10 protein-coding genes are annotated in these 16,268 nt (G+C 70.5%); 4 read left to right on the top strand and 6 right to left on the bottom strand.

Going from position 1 to position 16,268, the window contains the following annotated elements:
* Positions 1-100: 100 nt before the first annotated feature.
* The gene (locus tag WMF26_RS33370) at positions 101-1,270 is read right to left on the bottom strand and encodes a zinc-dependent alcohol dehydrogenase (RefSeq protein ID WP_061626229.1); all 1,170 of its coding nucleotides are present in this window, start codon (positions 1,268-1,270) and stop codon (positions 101-103) included.
* Between the two features lie 2 nt (positions 1,271-1,272).
* Positions 1,273-2,019: a hypothetical protein gene (locus tag WMF26_RS33365; protein WP_437996027.1), complete on the bottom strand. Its 747-nt coding sequence runs from the start codon at positions 2,017-2,019 to the stop codon at positions 1,273-1,275.
* Between the two features lie 338 nt (positions 2,020-2,357).
* Here WMF26_RS33365 and WMF26_RS33360 point away from each other — a divergent pair, with 338 nt between their 5' ends.
* From WMF26_RS33360 to WMF26_RS33345, 4 genes are all read left to right on the top strand, one after another.
* Positions 2,358-3,224, top strand: coding sequence for a hypothetical protein (locus tag WMF26_RS33360; RefSeq protein ID WP_437996026.1), 867 nt, complete (start codon positions 2,358-2,360; stop codon positions 3,222-3,224).
* A gap of 183 nt (positions 3,225-3,407) precedes the next feature.
* Positions 3,408-4,931, top strand: coding sequence for a sugar ABC transporter ATP-binding protein (locus WMF26_RS33355; RefSeq protein WP_437950199.1), 1,524 nt, complete (start codon positions 3,408-3,410; stop codon positions 4,929-4,931).
* Complete coding sequence (locus WMF26_RS33350) at positions 4,928-6,028, top strand: sugar ABC transporter permease (protein WP_437996025.1); 1,101 nt, start codon at positions 4,928-4,930, stop codon at positions 6,026-6,028. Before WMF26_RS33355 ends, WMF26_RS33350 begins: the two co-directional genes overlap by 4 nt.
* Positions 6,029-6,229: 201 nt before the next feature.
* Entirely contained in the window at positions 6,230-8,404 is a 2,175-nt protein-coding gene (locus tag WMF26_RS33345; protein ID WP_437996024.1) for a catalase, read from the top strand.
* A gap of 193 nt (positions 8,405-8,597) precedes the next feature.
* Here the strand turns inward: WMF26_RS33345 and WMF26_RS33340 are convergent, their stop codons facing one another.
* The 4 genes from WMF26_RS33340 to WMF26_RS33325 form a co-directional block, all read right to left on the bottom strand.
* Positions 8,598-10,523, bottom strand: coding sequence for an ABC-F family ATP-binding cassette domain-containing protein (locus WMF26_RS33340; RefSeq protein WP_437996023.1), 1,926 nt, complete (start codon positions 10,521-10,523; stop codon positions 8,598-8,600).
* Between the two features lie 235 nt (positions 10,524-10,758).
* A complete protein-coding gene (locus WMF26_RS33335; RefSeq protein ID WP_437996022.1) occupies positions 10,759-13,947 on the bottom strand; it encodes a CARDB domain-containing protein in 3,189 nt (1,062 codons plus the stop codon).
* 420 nt (positions 13,948-14,367) lie between these two features.
* Positions 14,368-15,231: a DUF5131 family protein gene (locus tag WMF26_RS33330; RefSeq protein WP_437996021.1), complete on the bottom strand. Its 864-nt coding sequence runs from the start codon at positions 15,229-15,231 to the stop codon at positions 14,368-14,370.
* 163 nt (positions 15,232-15,394) lie between these two features.
* On the bottom strand, positions 15,395-16,228 hold the full coding sequence (locus tag WMF26_RS33325; protein ID WP_437996020.1) for an ABC transporter ATP-binding protein: 834 nt from the start codon (positions 16,226-16,228) through the stop codon (positions 15,395-15,397).
* Positions 16,229-16,268: the final 40 nt, after the last annotated feature.

The following is a 16,268-nucleotide window of genomic DNA, read 5'->3' as shown; positions in this document are numbered from 1 at the left end:
AGGGGCAAGGCACGCAAGGGGAAGAGAGGAATATAATTCCAGCTCTGTCCCTCCGCGCCTCTTGCGCCCTTGCGGTCTCTCCTCTTGCCGCATGCGGGCGTCAGGGCGCGAACACCGCGCGCATGCACCCCTCGGCGCGCTCCTCGAACAGCCGGTATCCGCGCGGCCCGTCCTCCAGGCACATCCGGTGCGTCACGAGGTACGACGGATCGAGGTCTCCGCGCTGGATGAGATCCAGCATCCTCGGGATGTACCGCTGTCCGTGCTGCTGTCCCGTCCTGACGATCAGGGCCTTGTTCATGAGCGCCCCGAGCGGGATCTTGTCGGCGAACCCGGAATAGACGCCCATGATCGACACCGTACCGCCCTTGCGGCAGGCCAGCATCGCCTCGCGCAGCACGAGCGGGCGGTCGTTCTGCAGCCGGAACGTCTGCTTCACCCGGTCATACGCGTACTGCAGGCCCACGCCGTCGGCCTCCATGCCCACCGCGTCGATGCAGGCGTCGGGGCCGCGCCCGCCCGTCATCTCGCGGAGCGCCTCCTGCACGTCGACCTCGGCGTAGCTCAGCACCTCGGCGCCCCCGTGCGCCTTCGCCATCGCCAGGCGCTCCGGGACCCGGTCGATCGCGATGACGCGCTCGGCGCCGAGGAGATACGCGCTCTTGATCGCCATCTGACCGACCCCGCCGCACCCCCACACGGCCACGACGTGGCCCGGCCGGATGTCGCAGAGCTCGGCCCCCATGTAGCCGGTCGTGAGCGCGTCGGACGCGAACAGGGCGCTCTCGTCCCGCACCCCGTCGGGCACCTTGAACGCGCCGTGATCCGCGAACGGCACGCGCACGTACTCGGCGTGGCTCCCCGCGAACCCCCCGAAGGCGTGTGAGTAGCCGAAGATCGCCGCCGTCGTGTCCCCGAGGATCCTGTCCGCCACCACGTGGTGAGGGTTCGAGTTCTCGCAGAGCGACCACAGCTCGCTCTGGCAATACGCGCACTGCCCGCACCCGATGATGGACGACACAACGACCCGATCGCCCCGCCGCACCCGCTTCACCTCCGCGCCGGTCTCCACGACCTCGCCGAGGAACTCGTGCCCGAGGATGTCGCCCTCCTTCATCGTCGGGACGTACCCGTGGAGCAGGTGCAGGTCCGAGCCGCAGACCGACGACAGCGAGACGCGGACGATGGCGTCGTGCGGGCTCAGGATCCTCGGCTCCGGCACCGACGCGACCGCGACGTCATTCACCCCGTTCCAGCAGATCGCTCGCATGCTCACGTCCTTTCACGGCCCGTCCGGCCGGACGGCTGCCCCACCGTCGTCGGGATCTCGCCGACCTCGATCCACTGCCTCAGCCGCCGCAGATCGCCTCTCAGACGCCGCCTCGGCTCCTCCGCGAGCAGCCTGCCGGCCGCCCGCGCGAGCCACCCCCTCGGCCGCGCGCCGGGCAGGACCGCCCGGATCTCCGTGCCCCGCTCTCCCGGCGCGTCGGCGAGCGACACGATCCCCGTCTTCACGCGCTCCCGACCTCCCATGCCGGCCGCCCAGATCGTCGAGGTCGCCTCGGCCACGCCCATCTCCACGCGCGCGATCCGCTGCAGGTACCGCCGCACGCCCTCCGCGTCGCGCAGCGCGCCCAGCACCGCCGCGCGCGCCCTGCTCACCGTGACGCTGCTCGCGATCCGCGGCGCGGCGACCCCGAGCGCCCGCAGCACCGGCGCCGCCGCCATGACCCCGAGGGCCGGCCGATCCTCGGACAGGCCGGAGATCCGCTCGTAGGCGCGGTAGGCCGCCGTCTCCACGCGGCTCCAGAGCCGCCTCGCGATTCCGCTCCTCCCCGGCAGCGGCGCGCACGGCTCGCGCTGCCCTGCGGCGAACCCCTGCTCTCGGGGCGCGGGCCTCTCCTGCGCTTCCTGCGCTGCCGGCGGCGCGATCTCGCCCGCGCTCGGCTCCCGGCCCGCGCTCTGTTCCGCCCGCTGCGCGCTCTGTTCCGCCCGCTGCGCGGCGGCGCGCGCTCGCAAGACAGCCTTCTTTTTTGCCATCTTTCCCCCCTCGAGCCTCGTCCAGAGAGCCCGCGGAGGCGCGTTGCAAGCAGGCGGCCACTTGCGATGATCCAGCCGCTCACGTCTCAACGGTGCTCCGAACGCGCCACCGCCGTTGCGAGCGGCCCGAGTCGAGAGCTCCGGGCGAGCGGCCCCATCCCGGCGGGCGCGAGGAAGATGGATTGCAGCGTGGAAAGAAGAAGGTTGCGGAGCCTGAAATTCCGGGTGATACTCGGCGCGCCCGGACGGCGCTTATTCACATGTTGTCCGGACTTAAGGTACGTCCTGATTAGCCTAAGGTAGACTACGGAGACGCTATGAAGAATCGAATTTTCCTGCGTAGCTTGAACTTGGCGTTGTGTGGTCTTGCGGTCGCGGCGTTCGCGGCGTGCGGCGACGACGGGGATGGCTCGGGCGGCGCCGGCGGCGGCGGCACCAGCACCACCACCTCTTCGGGCAGCGGGAGCCCGTCGACCACGAGCACGGGGAGCACCGAGCCCTCCACCTCCTCGACCACCACGGCGGCCTCGACCACCGCCGCGACGACCGGCGCGGGCGGCGGTCCTCAGACCCTCGAGATGATCGATGACATGGAGGACGACGACAACGCCATCGAGGCCGCGGGGGGCCGGCTCGGTTACTGGTACACCTTCAATGACAAGACCGAGGGGGCCACGCAGAACCCTCCGCCCGATCCGACGGGGACCGGCGAGACGCCTTTCACGATGACGGCGCTCGAGCCGGCGCGCGGGCAGAGCAAGTACGCGGCGCGGTCGTGGGGCGAGGGCTTCACGGGCTGGGGCATCGGGTTTGGCTTCGATCTGAAGAGCGAGGACGGGGACAAGACGCCCTATGACGCCTCGGCGTACACCGGAATCACGTTCTGGGCCAAGGTCGGCCCGGGCGCCAGCACGACCGCGAGCGTCCTGATCACGGACCCGGGCACGGATACGGTCGGCGGCGTCTGCACGGACGAGTGCGACGCGTGGCAAAAGTCGCTCGCCGGCATCTCCGAGGAGTGGCAGCAGTTCACCATTCCCTTCGCGGACCTGAAGCAGGGCGGCTGGGGCACGCCGGCGGGCACCACCCAGATCGACGCGACGAAGCTCTACTCGATCCAGTTCCAGGTCGGCATGGCGGCGTCGTTCGACCTCTACATCGACGACCTCGCCTTCTATAACTGAGCGCCCTCGCGCCGGCCTCGCCCCGGGCGCCCTCGCGCCCGGGGTCCTTCATTCAGTCTGCGCCTTTCGCGTTTCCAGGCCGCCCGGGCGGCGCTGCTCCGGCGCGCGCTGGCAAAATAAGTGCTTGCATCGCCGGCGCGTCCCGGGCAAACGTGGCCGCGCTTCTGCACCTGCGCCAGGACAATGCCCCTCCTCGAGCTCGCATCGATAACGAAGCAGTTCCCCGGCGTGAAAGCCCTCGACGGCGTGTCGTTCGACCTCGAGGAAGGCGAGATTCACGCCCTCTGCGGCGAGAACGGCGCGGGCAAGAGCACCCTCATCAAGATCCTGTGCGGCTACTATCCGGCCGGCACCTACGGCGGAGAGATCCGCTTGAACGGCCGCGTCGTCGAGTTCAGCGGCATGCGCAGCGCCGAGGAGCACCGGATCGCGCTCATCGCGCAGGAGCTCGCGCTCGTCCCCGAGCTCACCGTGGCCGAGAACCTGGTGCTCGGGCGCGAGCCGGTCCGCGGGGGGCTCATCGACTGGGACGCGGTGCGGGCCGACGCGCGGCAGGCGCTCGCGCGCGTGGGGCTCGAGGTCGACCCCGAGCGCCCGATCAAGGACCTTGGCATCGGCCAGCAGCAGATGGTCGAGATCGCGAAGTCGCTGCTCAAGGACGCGAAGATCCTCGTCCTCGACGAGCCCACGGCGGCGCTCACCGACTCCGGCGTGAGGACGCTGCTCGGCCTGCTCCGCGACCTGCGCGCCCGCGGCGTCTCCTGCATCTACATCAGCCACCGTCTCGAGGAGGTCTTCGAGATCGCCGACCGCATCACCGTCCTCCGGGACGGCAAGTCGATCACGACGCAGCCGCGGGCCGCGCTCACGCCCGACAAGGTCATCTCGTACATGGTCGGGCGCGAGGTGACGAACCTCTACCCCTGCCCGCCGCCGCCGGAGGGCCCGGTCGCGCTCTCGGTCGATCGCTGGTCGGTCGAGGACGCGGGGCACCCCGGGCGGTTCGTGCTGCGCGACGTGAGCTTCGAGGTGCGCGCCGGCGAGGTGCTCGGCATCGGCGGCCTCATGGGCGCCGGGCGCACCGCGCTCGTCTCGACGATCTTCGGCGCGGCCCAGAGCCGCGTCACCGGCACGATCTCGGTCCGCGGGGGGCCCGTGTCGCCGCCGTTCAAGTCGCCCGCCGAGGCCATCGAGGCGGGCATCGCGCTCGTCAGCGAGGATCGCAAGCGCTACGGCCTCGTGCTCGAGTCGACCCTCCTCGACAACATCACGCTCGCGACCCTGCGGCGGTTCGTGAAGGGGCTCTTCCTCGATCACGCCGAGCGGGAGGCCACGGCGGTCGAGCAGATGAGGGCGCTCCGGACCAAGGCGCCGGGGCCGCTCGCGCTCGCGAACCAGCTCTCGGGCGGCAACCAGCAGAAGATCGTGATCGGCAAATGGCTCATGGCGGGGCCGCGCGTGCTCCTGCTCGACGAGCCGACCCGGGGCATCGACGTCGGGGCGAAGGCCGAGATCTATCAGCTCATCCACAAGCTCGCTTCGGACGGCCTCGCCGTGGTGCTCATCTCCTCCGATCTGCCGGAGCTGCTCGGCATGAGCCACCGCGTGCTGGTCCTCTCCCAGGGCAGGGCCACCGCCTGCCTCGACCGGAACGACGCCACCGCCGAGCGCGTGATGCTTGCAGCAACGAGGAAGGTGACGGAATGAGCGAGGCGAAGCTTCGCGTACGCATCCCCTGGCGTGCCCTCTCGATGGTGGGCTCGCTCATCGCGATCTGGATCGCCTTTTCGATCACCACCGACGGGACGTTCGTGACGCCCCGCAACCTGACGCTGCTCGCGCGGCAGATGTCGGTGACCTCGATCCTGGCCATCGGCATGGTGATGGTCATCGTCGCGGGGCAGATCGATCTCTCGGTGGGCGCGATGGCCGGCCTGCTCGGCGCGGCGTCGGCGATGATCTACGTGAACCTCGGCTGGCCCCTGCCGGCCGCCTTCTTCCTGCCGCTCGCCCTCGGGGCGCTGCTCGGCTTCGTGCAAGGCACGCTCGTGGCGCGGCTGCGCATTCCCCCCTTCATCGTCACGCTGGGCGGGATGCTCATCTTCCAGGGCTCGATCCTCGGCACCACCGGCGGCGTCTCGGTGTCGCCGGCGCGCCCCTACCTGTTCGTCGGCCAGGCGTACGTGCCGCACACGCTCGGCTGGGCGGGGGCGGGCCTCCTCTGCCTCGTGCTGCTGTACAAGGCCGTGCGCGCGACCGGCACGGCGCGCTTTCCGTGGATCGGGCTCGCCGCGTTCGCCATCGCGTTCACCGCGCTGATGAACTCCTACGAGGGCATCCCGTTCCCCGTGCTGCTCGTCCTCCTGCTCGCGACCGTGTTCACGGTGCTGGCGAAGCACACCACGTTCGGGCGGCACCTCTACGCGATCGGCGGCAACCGCGAGGCGGCCTTCTACTCCGGCATCAACATCGATCGTCACCTCATCGCCGTGTTCACGCTGATGGGCGTGATGTGCGGCATCGCGGGCATCGTGCTCACCGCCCGCGTCGGCTCGGCGACCTCGGACGCCGGCCGCATGATGGAGCTCGACGCCATCGCGGCCGCCGTCATCGGGGGCACGTCGCTCCTCGGCGGGCAGGGCACCATCTGGGGCGCGCTGCTCGGCGCGCTGGTCATGGCCTCGCTCGACAACGGCATGAGCCTGATGAACACCGAGAGCTTCTGGCAGCCGATCATCAAGGGCGTCATCCTCATCCTCGCCGTCGGCATCGACATGGCGAGCCGCAAGGGCCGCGGCCACTGAGCCGCGCCGCCCCTGCGGCGCGCAGGGGCGGAGCCCACCGACGCTTCCGCCGGCGTCACCCCCCTTCCGCCCGCGACTCCACCTCTCTGCCGCTCTCCGCGCCGGCCCGGGCGCGCTCCCCCCGGTGCGACGCGCGCCCGGCTCTCGCATCCAATCGCCACCTGCGCAGGCGGGAGCCGGCGCGGAGGATGGGGAGGACGCATGGCCGAGCAAGGCGAGAAGGGCGCGGGCCCGGAGAGCAGCGCGTACAGCAAGATCGATAGCCTGGAGCCTCACCGAGAGGACCTGACGGGCACGGTGCTCTCGACCGACCAGGGCATCCGGATCGACAGCACCGACGATTCGCTCAGGGCCGGGGCCAGGGGGCCGACGCTCCTTGAGGACTTCCATCTACGCGAGAAGATTACGCATTTCGATCACGAGCGCATCCCCGAGCGCGTCGTGCACGCGCGCGGCTCCGGGGCGCACGGGTACTTCCAGGTCTACGCGTCCATGGCCGAATACACGAGGGCGGCGTTCCTGCAGGACCCGAGCGTCAGGACGCCGGTCTTCGTGCGGTTCTCCACGGTGGTCGGCTCGCGCGGGTCGGCGGACACGGTCCGCGACGTGCGCGGCTTCGCGACGAAGTTTTATACCAGGGAGGGGAACTTCGACCTCGTCGGCAACAATATCCCGGTCTTCTTCATTCAGGACGGCATCAAGTTTCCGGATGTGATCCACGCGATCAAGCCGGAGCCGGACCGGGAGATCCCGCAGGCCTCGTCCGCGCACGACACGTTCTGGGACTTCATCTCGCTCATGCCGGAGTCGACCCACATGGCCATGTGGGTGCTCTCGGATCGCGCCATCCCGCGGAGCTTCCGCATGATGGAGGGCTTTGGCGTCCACACCTTCCGCCTCGTCAACGCGCAGGGCAAATCGCGCTTCGTCAAGTTCCACTGGAAGCCGCTCCTCGGCGTGCACGCCCATGTCTGGGACGAGGCGCAGGAGCTCGCCGGCAGGGATCCGGACTACCACCGCCGCGACCTCTGGGACGCCATCGAGCGAGGGGATTACCCCGAGTACGAGCTCGGCGTGCAGATCATCGAGGAAGAGGACGAGTTCGCCTTCGACTTCGATCTGCTCGACGCGACGAAGATCGTCCCCGAGGAGCTCGTGCCGGTGCGCCGCATCGGCAAGCTGACCTTGAACCGCAACCCGGACAACTTCTTCGCCGAGACCGAGCAGGTCGCGTTCCATACGGCCAACGTCGTGCCCGGGATCGACTTCACCGACGATCCTCTGCTCCACGTCCGGAACTTCTCGTACCTCGACACGCAGCTCCTGCGGCTCGGCGGCCCGAACTTCCCGCAGATCCCCATCAACCGTCCGCTGGCCCCGGTGCACAACCAGAACCGGGACGGCTTCATGCAGCAGCGGATCAAGCAGGGTCGGGCGCACTACGTCCCGAACTCGCTCGCCGGCGGCTGTCCGATGACGGCGTCGTGGGAGACGGGCGCCTTCGTGCATTACGCCGAGCGGGTGCTCGGGCTCAAGCAGCGCGTGCGGAGCGACAGCTTCAAGGATCACATCACCCAGGCGAGGCTCTTCTGGAACAGCCTCTCGGTGCCCGAGAAGAAGCACCTCGTCCGCGCGGCGCGCTTCGAGCTCGGCAACGTGGCGAGCCGGGACGTCCGCGAGCGCATGGTCGCGCGGCTCGGCGAGGTCGACACCGATCTGGGCCGGCTGGTGGCCGAGGGGGTCGGCGTCGCCCCGCCCGCGGGCCAGCCCCACGTGCCTTCGAAGGGCGGCAAGGCCGCGGGCAAGCGCTCGGTGGACGCCTCGCCGGCGCTCAGCATGGAGAACACGGTGAAGGACACGGTGAAGAGCCGGCTCGTCGCCTTGCTCGTGGCCGACGGGTTCGTCGTCGCCGAGCTCGCGGCGGTGAAGGCGGCGCTCGAGGCGGCCGGCGCGCACGCGCAGGTGGTGTCGACGCGGCTCGGGCCGATTGTCGGCGACGACGGCAGCGCCGTGGAGGCGGACAGGTCGCTGCTCACGGCGAAGTCCGTCATGTTCGATGCGCTCTATATCCCCGGCGGGCGCGCCAGCGTCGCGGCCCTCGCGGCCTCGGGGGAGGCGGTGCATTTCGTCAACGAGGCGTTCAAGCACTGCAAGGCGATCGGGGCGACGGGCGATGCGGTCGATCTCCTCGTGGCGACGGACATCCAGGGCGTCGCGCTGGCCGACGTGCAGGCCGGGGCGCCGCTCCTGTCCGACAAGGGCGTGGTCACCTTGCGCGACCCCGCGGGCCTGGCCCCGTTCGCCCACGAGCTCCTCCGCGCCATCGCGCAGCACCGCCATTGGGATCGCGAGGACATCGCGCAGATCCCCGCATGACGAGCGGCTAAACGAACATCGGTAGGCCCCGGTGGAGGGAGGGCGCGGCGCCGCGCGGCGTGGGGGATGGGCCGATGTCTGAGCCTGAGATGATGTTCCTCCGGCTCCGCCGGAGGGGCATCATCTCAGGCGAGTTCGGCGGGGCCCCCACGCCGCGCGGCGCCGCGCCCTCCCTCCACCGGGGCCGGGCACATCACTGGATGGCCCCCATCTCGGCGATCTCCTGCTCCAGCTGCTCCCATTCGGCCATGAGCGCGTCGATGCGCGGCCCGAGCGCCTCTTCCTCGGCCTGGAGCGCCGCGATCTCCGCCTTCCCCGTGCGCTCGAAGAACCCGTCGCTGCAATAGAGGTCGTGGATCGCCTTCTTCCGCGCCTCCGCCGCCTCGATGGCCGCGAGCACCTTGTCGCGCCGCGCGGGCAGCTCCTTCTGCCGGTTGCGCCGCCGCTTCTGCTCCTCCCACGAGCCGCCCGCCTCCGGCGCGGCGCCCGCCCTCTGCTGCTCGCGCTTCGCCTTGAGCACCACCGTGTCGGCGTCGAGGTGATCGTCGCCGCAGCCGGCCAGGTACTCCTCGTAGGTGCCGGGGAAATCGCGCGGCCCGTTCGGCGTGACCTCGAGGATGCGCGTCGCCAGCTCGGACACGAAGAACCGATCGTGCGACACGAAGAGCACCGTCCCCTCGAACGCCTTGAGCCCCTCGACGAGCCCCTGGATCGCCTCGAGATCGAGGTGGTTGGTCGGCTCGTCCAGGACGAGCACGTTCGGCCGCTCGACGATGATCCGGCAGAAGATGAGCCGCGCCGCCTCGCCGCCCGAGAGCGAGCCGACGCTCTTCTCCACCTCGTCGCCCGAGAACAGCGCCTTGCCGAGCTGGCCGCGGACGTAGCTCGGCGACTCGTCGGGGCACGCCGCCCACAGGAAGGAGAGGGGCGTCATCGACCCGTCGACGAGCAGCTCGCGGTGGTCCTGCGCGAAGTACCCGACGCGCGCCTCGTGCCCCCACGACGCGCCCCCGGCGTCGGCCGCGAGGCGCCCCACGAGGATCTTGAGCAGCGTCGACTTGCCGAGCCCGTTCGGCCCGATCACCGCGACCCGCTCGCCCCGCCGCACCGACAGCGACACGTCGCGCAGCACCTGCTTGTCGCCGTACGACTTCGAGATCCCGCGCGCCTCGAGCACGTCGCGCCCGCTCGGCCTCTGGATCGCGAACCGGAACACCGGCGTGCGCCGCGACGTGTCGGCGAGCTCCTCGACCTCGATCTTCTCGATCTGCTTGAGCCGGCTCTGCGCCTGGCGCGCCTTGGTCGCCTTGGCGCCGAACCGCTCCACGAACGCGCGCTTGTCGGCGATGATCTTCTCCGCGCGCGCGATCTCGGCCTGCTTGCGCTCGCGGATCGCCTGCTTCTCGACGACGAACGCGGCGTAGTTGCCCGTGTAGAGCGTGATGGTCTCGTAGTCGACGTCGAGGATGTGCGTCGCGACGTTGTCGAGGAAGCGCTGGTCGTGCGAGATGACGACGGCGCACCCCTTGTAGCCGGCGAGGAACTTCTCGAGCCACCGGATCGACAGGATGTCGAGGTGGTTCGTGGGCTCGTCGAGCAGGAGCACGTCCGAGCCGCCGAGGAGCACCTGCGCGAGCAGCACGCGCAGCTTGAAGCCGCCCGACAGCGTCGAGAGCGGCCTCCTGTGGGCCTCCACGGGGATGCCGAGCCCCTCGAGGACGGCGCTCGCGCGCGCCTCCAGCGTGTAGCCGTCGTGGGCGCGGATGCGGTCCTCGAGGTCGGCGACCCGGCCGGCGTCGCCGCCCTCCTCCGCGAGGCGGCGCGACTCGACGAGCGCGTCCCAGACGACGCGATCGCCCATCATCGCGAGATCCAGGATGATCTGGTCGTCGCTGAGGAACCGGTCCTGCCGGAGCACGCCCACGCGGGCGTCCTTCGGGAAGCTGACGCTCCCCTCGGTCGCGGGCTCGTCGCCGGCCACGATCTTGAGGAAGGTGGTCTTCCCCGAGCCGTTGGCGCCCACGAGGCCGTAGCGGGACCCCGCGTTGAGCTTGAGCGAGACGCCCTCGAAGAGGGTCCGATCACCGAAGGATTTCGCGAGGTTGGACGTTCCGAGCATGGCGGTTGGGGGCTTGGGTCGTTCGATCGGCGTGGCGCGTCGCGCGTGGCGCGCGGCGCCTGGCGCGCGGCGAAAGGAGCGGCGCGCCGCGCCGCGCGCGCGGCCGGGAGCGGCGCGGCGGGGGCCCCAGGCATAGCACCGCGCCCCGGGGGAGCGGGCGGTTCGTGCGCCGCCGCGGCGCCTCAGGGGCGCGGCGCGCGCCCGGCCGCCGCGGGGGCGGCAGGGCGCTGGCGGGTCAACGGATGCGCTCGCACACGACCTTGTCCGAGGCGGCGTCCTTGTTGTTCCCGTCGTTGCACTCGTCGATCGCGCCGTCCGGGTCGACGACGCCGTAGACCAGGATCGAGAGGTTCCACGGGAACTCGTCGATGGTGGCGACGAGGTTCACGCTTTGCCCCGGCGCGATCGGCCCCGGCACGACCTCCTCGTGGAGCGCCGTCCCGCCCTGACCGGGATCGCCGGCGTAGTACCGGACCCGCACGTCGCTGGCCGGCGCCGAGCCGGCGTTCCTGACGACCGTCGGGACGTCGACCTGCTGCAGCTCGCACTTCGCGTCGGTCACCCGCCCGATCTCGATCTGGAGGTCCGGCAGCGCGCCGCCCTCGTCCACGACCACGGTCTCCTCGTTGTTGTCCTCTTTGCACTCGCGCTCGGTGGCGCCCTCGTCGACGACCGCGCGCAGCCGGGTGGGCAGCGTCCCCTGCGGGTTGTTCGCGGCGCTGTAGCTCACCGTGAGGAGCAGCGAGCTGTGCGGCTCGATGCTGCTCTGGAGGACCGCCTGCAGCGGCGCGCCGGCCTCGTCGAGGAGCGCCTCGTCGACGGCCGGGGTGTCCCACTCGCCGTAGAAGTTGATGACGACGCCGGGGCCGACGCGCAGGTCGCCGAGGTTGTCGACGCGCACCGTGATCTCGACGTTGTCGGTGAGCTCGCCGCAGGCCGCGTCGGGGGACGAGATCTGGATCCCGCTGAGCGCCAGGTCCGGCGCGATCCCGTACGACCGCGGGTTCGAGCGGTAGGTGTTGTAGACGCGGCCGCTGTACGCCTTCCAGCTCTCGGGCTCCCGCGTGGGGATGCCGCCGCTCTCGAGCACGTTCGTCACGTGGTAGCTGTGCTGGTTCCAGATGCGGCGGGCCGAGACCCAGAGGTCGTTGGGATCGCCCCAGACCTCGAGGCCGTTGTTGGAATCGACGAACGCGTCGCAGGTGCCGGACTCGTTCGAGGTGGCGAACACGATCTCGGCGTTGCCGTCGTTGTCGACGTCGGCCACGACCGGGTACTCGGTCCGGGTGCGGCTCGGGGAGTGCTCCTTGAACAGGACGCTCGCGGTCACGCCGTCGTAGATGCGGAAGAAGCACTCGTCGTTGTAGATGACCTCGGCGGCGCCGTCGCCGTTGAAGTCGAACACGCTCGACCCGGTGGAGCGGCTGGAGTCGTCCTCGATGAAGCGCAGCCAGCTGTTGTGGTAGCAGACGCAGGTGCCCGCCTGCGTGTTGCAGGTCGCCGCGCCGGTGGCGCTGCAGTCCTCGTCGGTGGTGCACGCCTTCCCGTTCGGGGAGCGCGGGGGGTTGGCCGCGCCCGAGCCGTCGTCGTTGATCGGGTTGGGCCACGCCGGGCACTCCGCGGTCGGCTCCTGGAGGTCGATCATCACGTAGCGCCCGCCGAACGCCGTGCCGACCTCGGGGAAGCCGTCGCCGTCGAAGTCGTCCACGTTCGGCGCCCCGCCGTCGTACTGAGCGCCCTCGCCCATCACGGTCCGGCGCTTGATGGTGCCGTCCTGCCCGTTGAGCACGAAGAAGTACCCGTTGTTGAACAGGATCACCTCCGGCTTCTGGTCGAGCGGGTTGTTCGGTCCGGGGGCGGCGGTCTGGTCGGCCCCGAGGATGTCGGCCACGGCGCAGAACCCGTCGCGGCGGGTGTCCGGGATCTGCGTAGCGCCGTCGCCCCTGCCGTTGACGGTCTGCCCGTCCCAGACCACGAGGAGCTGCCCGTTGCAGAACGCCGTCGCCTCGGCGTCGGCATAGGGGGGCGCGCACTCCGCCCTGCTCGTCACGCCGTCGGGCGGGCGGGGCAGCGCGTAGGCGGTGCTGCCCGCGACGATCTCCAGCCGGTGGTCGTCGTTGAGGTTCGCGACGCACGTGATGGGGCCGAGCCGGTTGGGGTTGGTCAGCTTCGTCGCGTCCCCTTGAACCCCTTTCATCAGCTTATCGTCGCCCCTGAAGCGGTCGAGGATCGAGAGCTCGCGGGTCGTCGAGTCGTAGCGCAGCGTGAACACGTGCTGGCCGACCACGATCTCCGGGAGCCCCGCGCCGTCGATGTTGGCGATCGCCGGGGCCGGCTCGTTGTAAAGGTCCGCTTCGGCCCAGAGGTTGTTCGCGAGGACCCGGGTCTCGCCCGTGTTGCTGAAGATCTGGAGCCCGTACGACTCGGTGACCGCGACGATCTCCGGGACGCCGTCGGCGTCGAGATCGCCGACGGCGAGCTGGGCGGTCGGCAGCAGCGTCGCGTCGCCGCAGGTGTAGGGGGCGTTGATGGCGTCGCCCTCGTGCCACACCAGCGCGCCGAGCACCGCGAAGTAGTTGCGCCCCTTGTTGGGGCCGCCGCCGTGGATCGCGCGGAGGACCCCGCTATTCTGGAACACCGAATTGCAGAACGTGGTGAAGATGATCTCGGGGAAGTCGAGCTCGTTGATGAGCCCGTCGCCGTTGTCGTCGTCGAGGTTGGCGACGAGCGGCGTCATGACGTTCTGCGCCGAGGTCGGGAACGGGCTGTCGGCCGCGTTCGCGTTGGCGCGGTTCTGCCCTCCCCACTGGATCTCGATCTGCGGCAGGACGCGCTCGAACGGCACGGGGTCGAGGAGGCACGTGGGCGCGTCGCCGGTGCCGGTGCAGGAGCCGACCTCGCAGGCGGCGAAGGTGGGGCAGTCCCAGTCGTCCTCGCACGGGCAGCTCGCGCTCCCTGCGCCGCCGTCGGTGCACGTGCTCTCGAAGTAGGCCTCTCCGCCGCACGTGAAGAGCTCGCGCGTCGTGCTGCCGTTCGAGACGCAGACGAGGAGGCTCTCGCCGTCGCACGTCCGTTCGCCGGCGGTGCAGGTGTCGTCGACGCAGATCGTGCCGTTGCAGTACTGGTTGAAGGGGCACTCCAGGTCGCTCTCGCAGCCGATATCGACGCAGGTGGCGCCCCCTTCCGGGGTCATCTGGCATCGCTCGGTCGGGTCGCAGCTGAGGTCTTCGCAGGTGTTGTTGACGCAGGTGCCTTGTCCGTCCTCGACCTCGCAGTGCTGATCGGGCCGACAGCTCACGCCTTCACAGCCGCTCTCGACGCCGCCCGCGCCGCCGCTGCCGGTGGTGGTCCCGACGAACCCGGTGCCTTCGCTCGTGCTGCCGCCGCCGCCGTCGCCCCCGCCGCCCTGGCCGGGGTTGTTCACGATCTCGGGGTTGCTGCAGGCCGCTGCAGCGAACAGGAGCCAAGGAAGCGCGAGGGGAATTATCCGCCGGGGGCACGTGGGCATGAGGCGATTGTACGGGCGCGCTGTCGCCATGGAAGCGCGTTCGCGCGCGGCTTCGTGCGCCGAGTGGGAGCTCCGCCCACGGTGGGCGTGGCCCGCGGCGCGGTCCGCGGCGCAGGGGAGGGCGCCGCGCGGGCCGTGCGGGACGGGCGCGGCGGGGAGAGGACGGGCGCTGCCGGGAACGGTGCTGCCGGAGCCGCCCGCGCCGGTCGGGCGCCGCGGAATATGACCCGCGAGGGTCGCGCGCACCCGTGTTCCAGTGTGGGCGCTCGAACGACACCGCCGCCTCGGCTGGAGCGAGGCCCGGAAGGCTCCCTTCAAGGTGAATGGATAGTCCTGTCACTCCGCAGCGACATCGGGTGCGCGCGATGCGCGACGAGATAGCTTGACGAGAGGAGCATTCGACCATTTCTTTGCTTCGCGCTCCACGTCGTCGATGAGCGTCGAACGTGACGCTCGGTCGGGGATCGCCGCGACCTGGCGCGGGGGCAGCGCATCGTACGTCCGGTCGTTGAGCGTTCTTCCGTTCTTGCTCTTCTGGACGCCTCCCCATTGTTTGAAGAAGAACGGCACGCGAGCTTCGTCGCACTGTTGCCTGATCGACTCCACCCACGATCTCAGCAGCGGTCGTGCGCCAGGTCCGCTCTCTCCACCCACGATGACCCAGCTGATGCCGGAGAGGTCAATTTCTCCGATGTCCTCGAGCAAGGGCTCGATCGAGAGAAACCGGACAGCCCCCGGCGCCGCGCGAAGATGATCGACGCGCGGCAGGCCGTAGTGCTTGTCCTCGACGCTGACTCCCCACCATATGTGTGGTAGCTGGGAGGCGAATCGCAGGGGACCCAGGAGCAGGTCTCGCAGCCTCTCCGAGCGCTTCGTCAGTACTTGAAATACGTGCCAAGGGGCTCGCTGCATCACGCGAGCGACTTCGACAATGTATTCGGCTGGTATTCCATCTTGGAATAGATCGCTCATCGAATTGACGAAGACGCTCTTCGGCGCTGACCAACGAAGAGGCTCGGCGAGCTTGTCTGGGATCAGCCGCAAATCGAAGCCGTGCTCATAAGGATGCCCCGGTACGTTGCGGAATCGTTCGGCGAACGTCTCGGCATAGCAGTGCTTGCAGCCGGGGCTCACCTTGATGCAGCCGCGAACGGGGTTCCACGTGGCATCCGTCCACTCGATCTTCGAGTGCTCGCTCATGAGTCGGGTCGCTATGATGGTCGATGTTGGCGCATCAATGTACGCCATTTCAGGTATGGGGACCAGGCCCCAAGGCTATCCCTCGCCCATCTCGGCGCCACTGTAGGCGCCGGCGGCGTGGACCTGCGCGCGTCAGAACGGCCCTCTCGCCCCCCTCCGCCCCTCACGCCCCGCCGCTCTCGAGCGCCTCCTGCAGCGCGCGCACCTCGCGCGCGAACGCCGGCTCGGTGCGCAGCGCGGCGGTCCGCTCCGCCGGCAGCGCCAGCGTGCGGTCGGCGACGATGCGCGCCGGGCGCGGGGACAGCACGACCGCGCGCTCGGCGAGGTAAGCGGCCTCGGTGATCGAGTGGGTCACGAAGAGCACCGTCATGCCGAGCTCGGCCCACAGCGCGCGGAGCTGATCGTCGAGCCGGCTCCGGGTGAGCTCGTCGAGCGCGGCGAACGGCTCGTCGAGCAGCAGCAGCCGGGGCCGCGTGATCATCGCGCGGGCCAGCGACACGCGCATGCGCATGCCGCCGGAGAGCTCGGCCGGGTACCGCGCGCCCGCGTCGGCGAGGCCGACCTGGAGCAGCGCGGCCCGGGCGGCGGCGCGGCGCTCCTCGGGCGGCGCGCCGGCGAGCTCGAGCGGCAGGGCGGCGTTCTCGAGGACGCTCCGCCACGGCAAGAGGTGCGCGTCCTGAAACACGTACGCGATCGGCGCGCGCGCGCGCGCGCCGCCCCCGCCGGCCGGCCCCTCCTCGGCCTCCACGACGGCCGTGCCGGCGTCGGCGCGGTCCAGCCCGGCGACGAGGCGCAGCAAGGTGGATTTGCCGCACCCCGAGGGCCCGAGCAGCGCGACGAAGGCGCCCGGCGCGACGTCGAGGTCGAGGCCGTCGAGCGCGACGACGCCGGAGCCGCTGCCCCGGAGCGCGCGGCCGGCGTCGTCGAGCACCGGGAAGACGCGCCGGATGCCGGTCAGCCGCACGCGGACCCCGCCGCTCGCCATCGCGTTCTTCATCTGCGCCCGGCGTTCTATCCGCGCCGCCGCCGGTTGGCCA

The sequence above is a fragment of the Sorangium sp. So ce185 genome, from assembly GCF_051526825.1.
Lineage (GTDB): Bacteria > Myxococcota_A > Polyangia > Polyangiales > Polyangiaceae > Sorangium > Sorangium cellulosum_D.
The sequence above is the reverse complement of the archived record's forward strand: the minus strand, read 5'-3'. Positions and strand labels throughout refer to the sequence as shown.

Coding starts and splice junctions, on each gene's coding strand:
- WMF26_RS33345 (WP_437996024.1), top strand. CDS start 6,230: ATGGCCGAGCAAGGCGAGAAGGGCGCGGGCCCGGAGAGCAGCGCGTAC.
- WMF26_RS33340 (WP_437996023.1), bottom strand. CDS start 10,523: ATGCTCGGAACGTCCAACCTCGCGAAATCCTTCGGTGATCGGACCCTC.
- WMF26_RS33360 (WP_437996026.1), top strand. CDS start 2,358: ATGAAGAATCGAATTTTCCTGCGTAGCTTGAACTTGGCGTTGTGTGGT.
- WMF26_RS33330 (WP_437996021.1), bottom strand. CDS start 15,231: ATGAGCGAGCACTCGAAGATCGAGTGGACGGATGCCACGTGGAACCCC.
- WMF26_RS33325 (WP_437996020.1), bottom strand. CDS start 16,228: ATGAAGAACGCGATGGCGAGCGGCGGGGTCCGCGTGCGGCTGACCGGC.
- WMF26_RS33370 (WP_061626229.1), bottom strand. CDS start 1,270: ATGCGAGCGATCTGCTGGAACGGGGTGAATGACGTCGCGGTCGCGTCG.
- WMF26_RS33350 (WP_437996025.1), top strand. CDS start 4,928: ATGAGCGAGGCGAAGCTTCGCGTACGCATCCCCTGGCGTGCCCTCTCG.
- WMF26_RS33355 (WP_437950199.1), top strand. CDS start 3,408: ATGCCCCTCCTCGAGCTCGCATCGATAACGAAGCAGTTCCCCGGCGTG.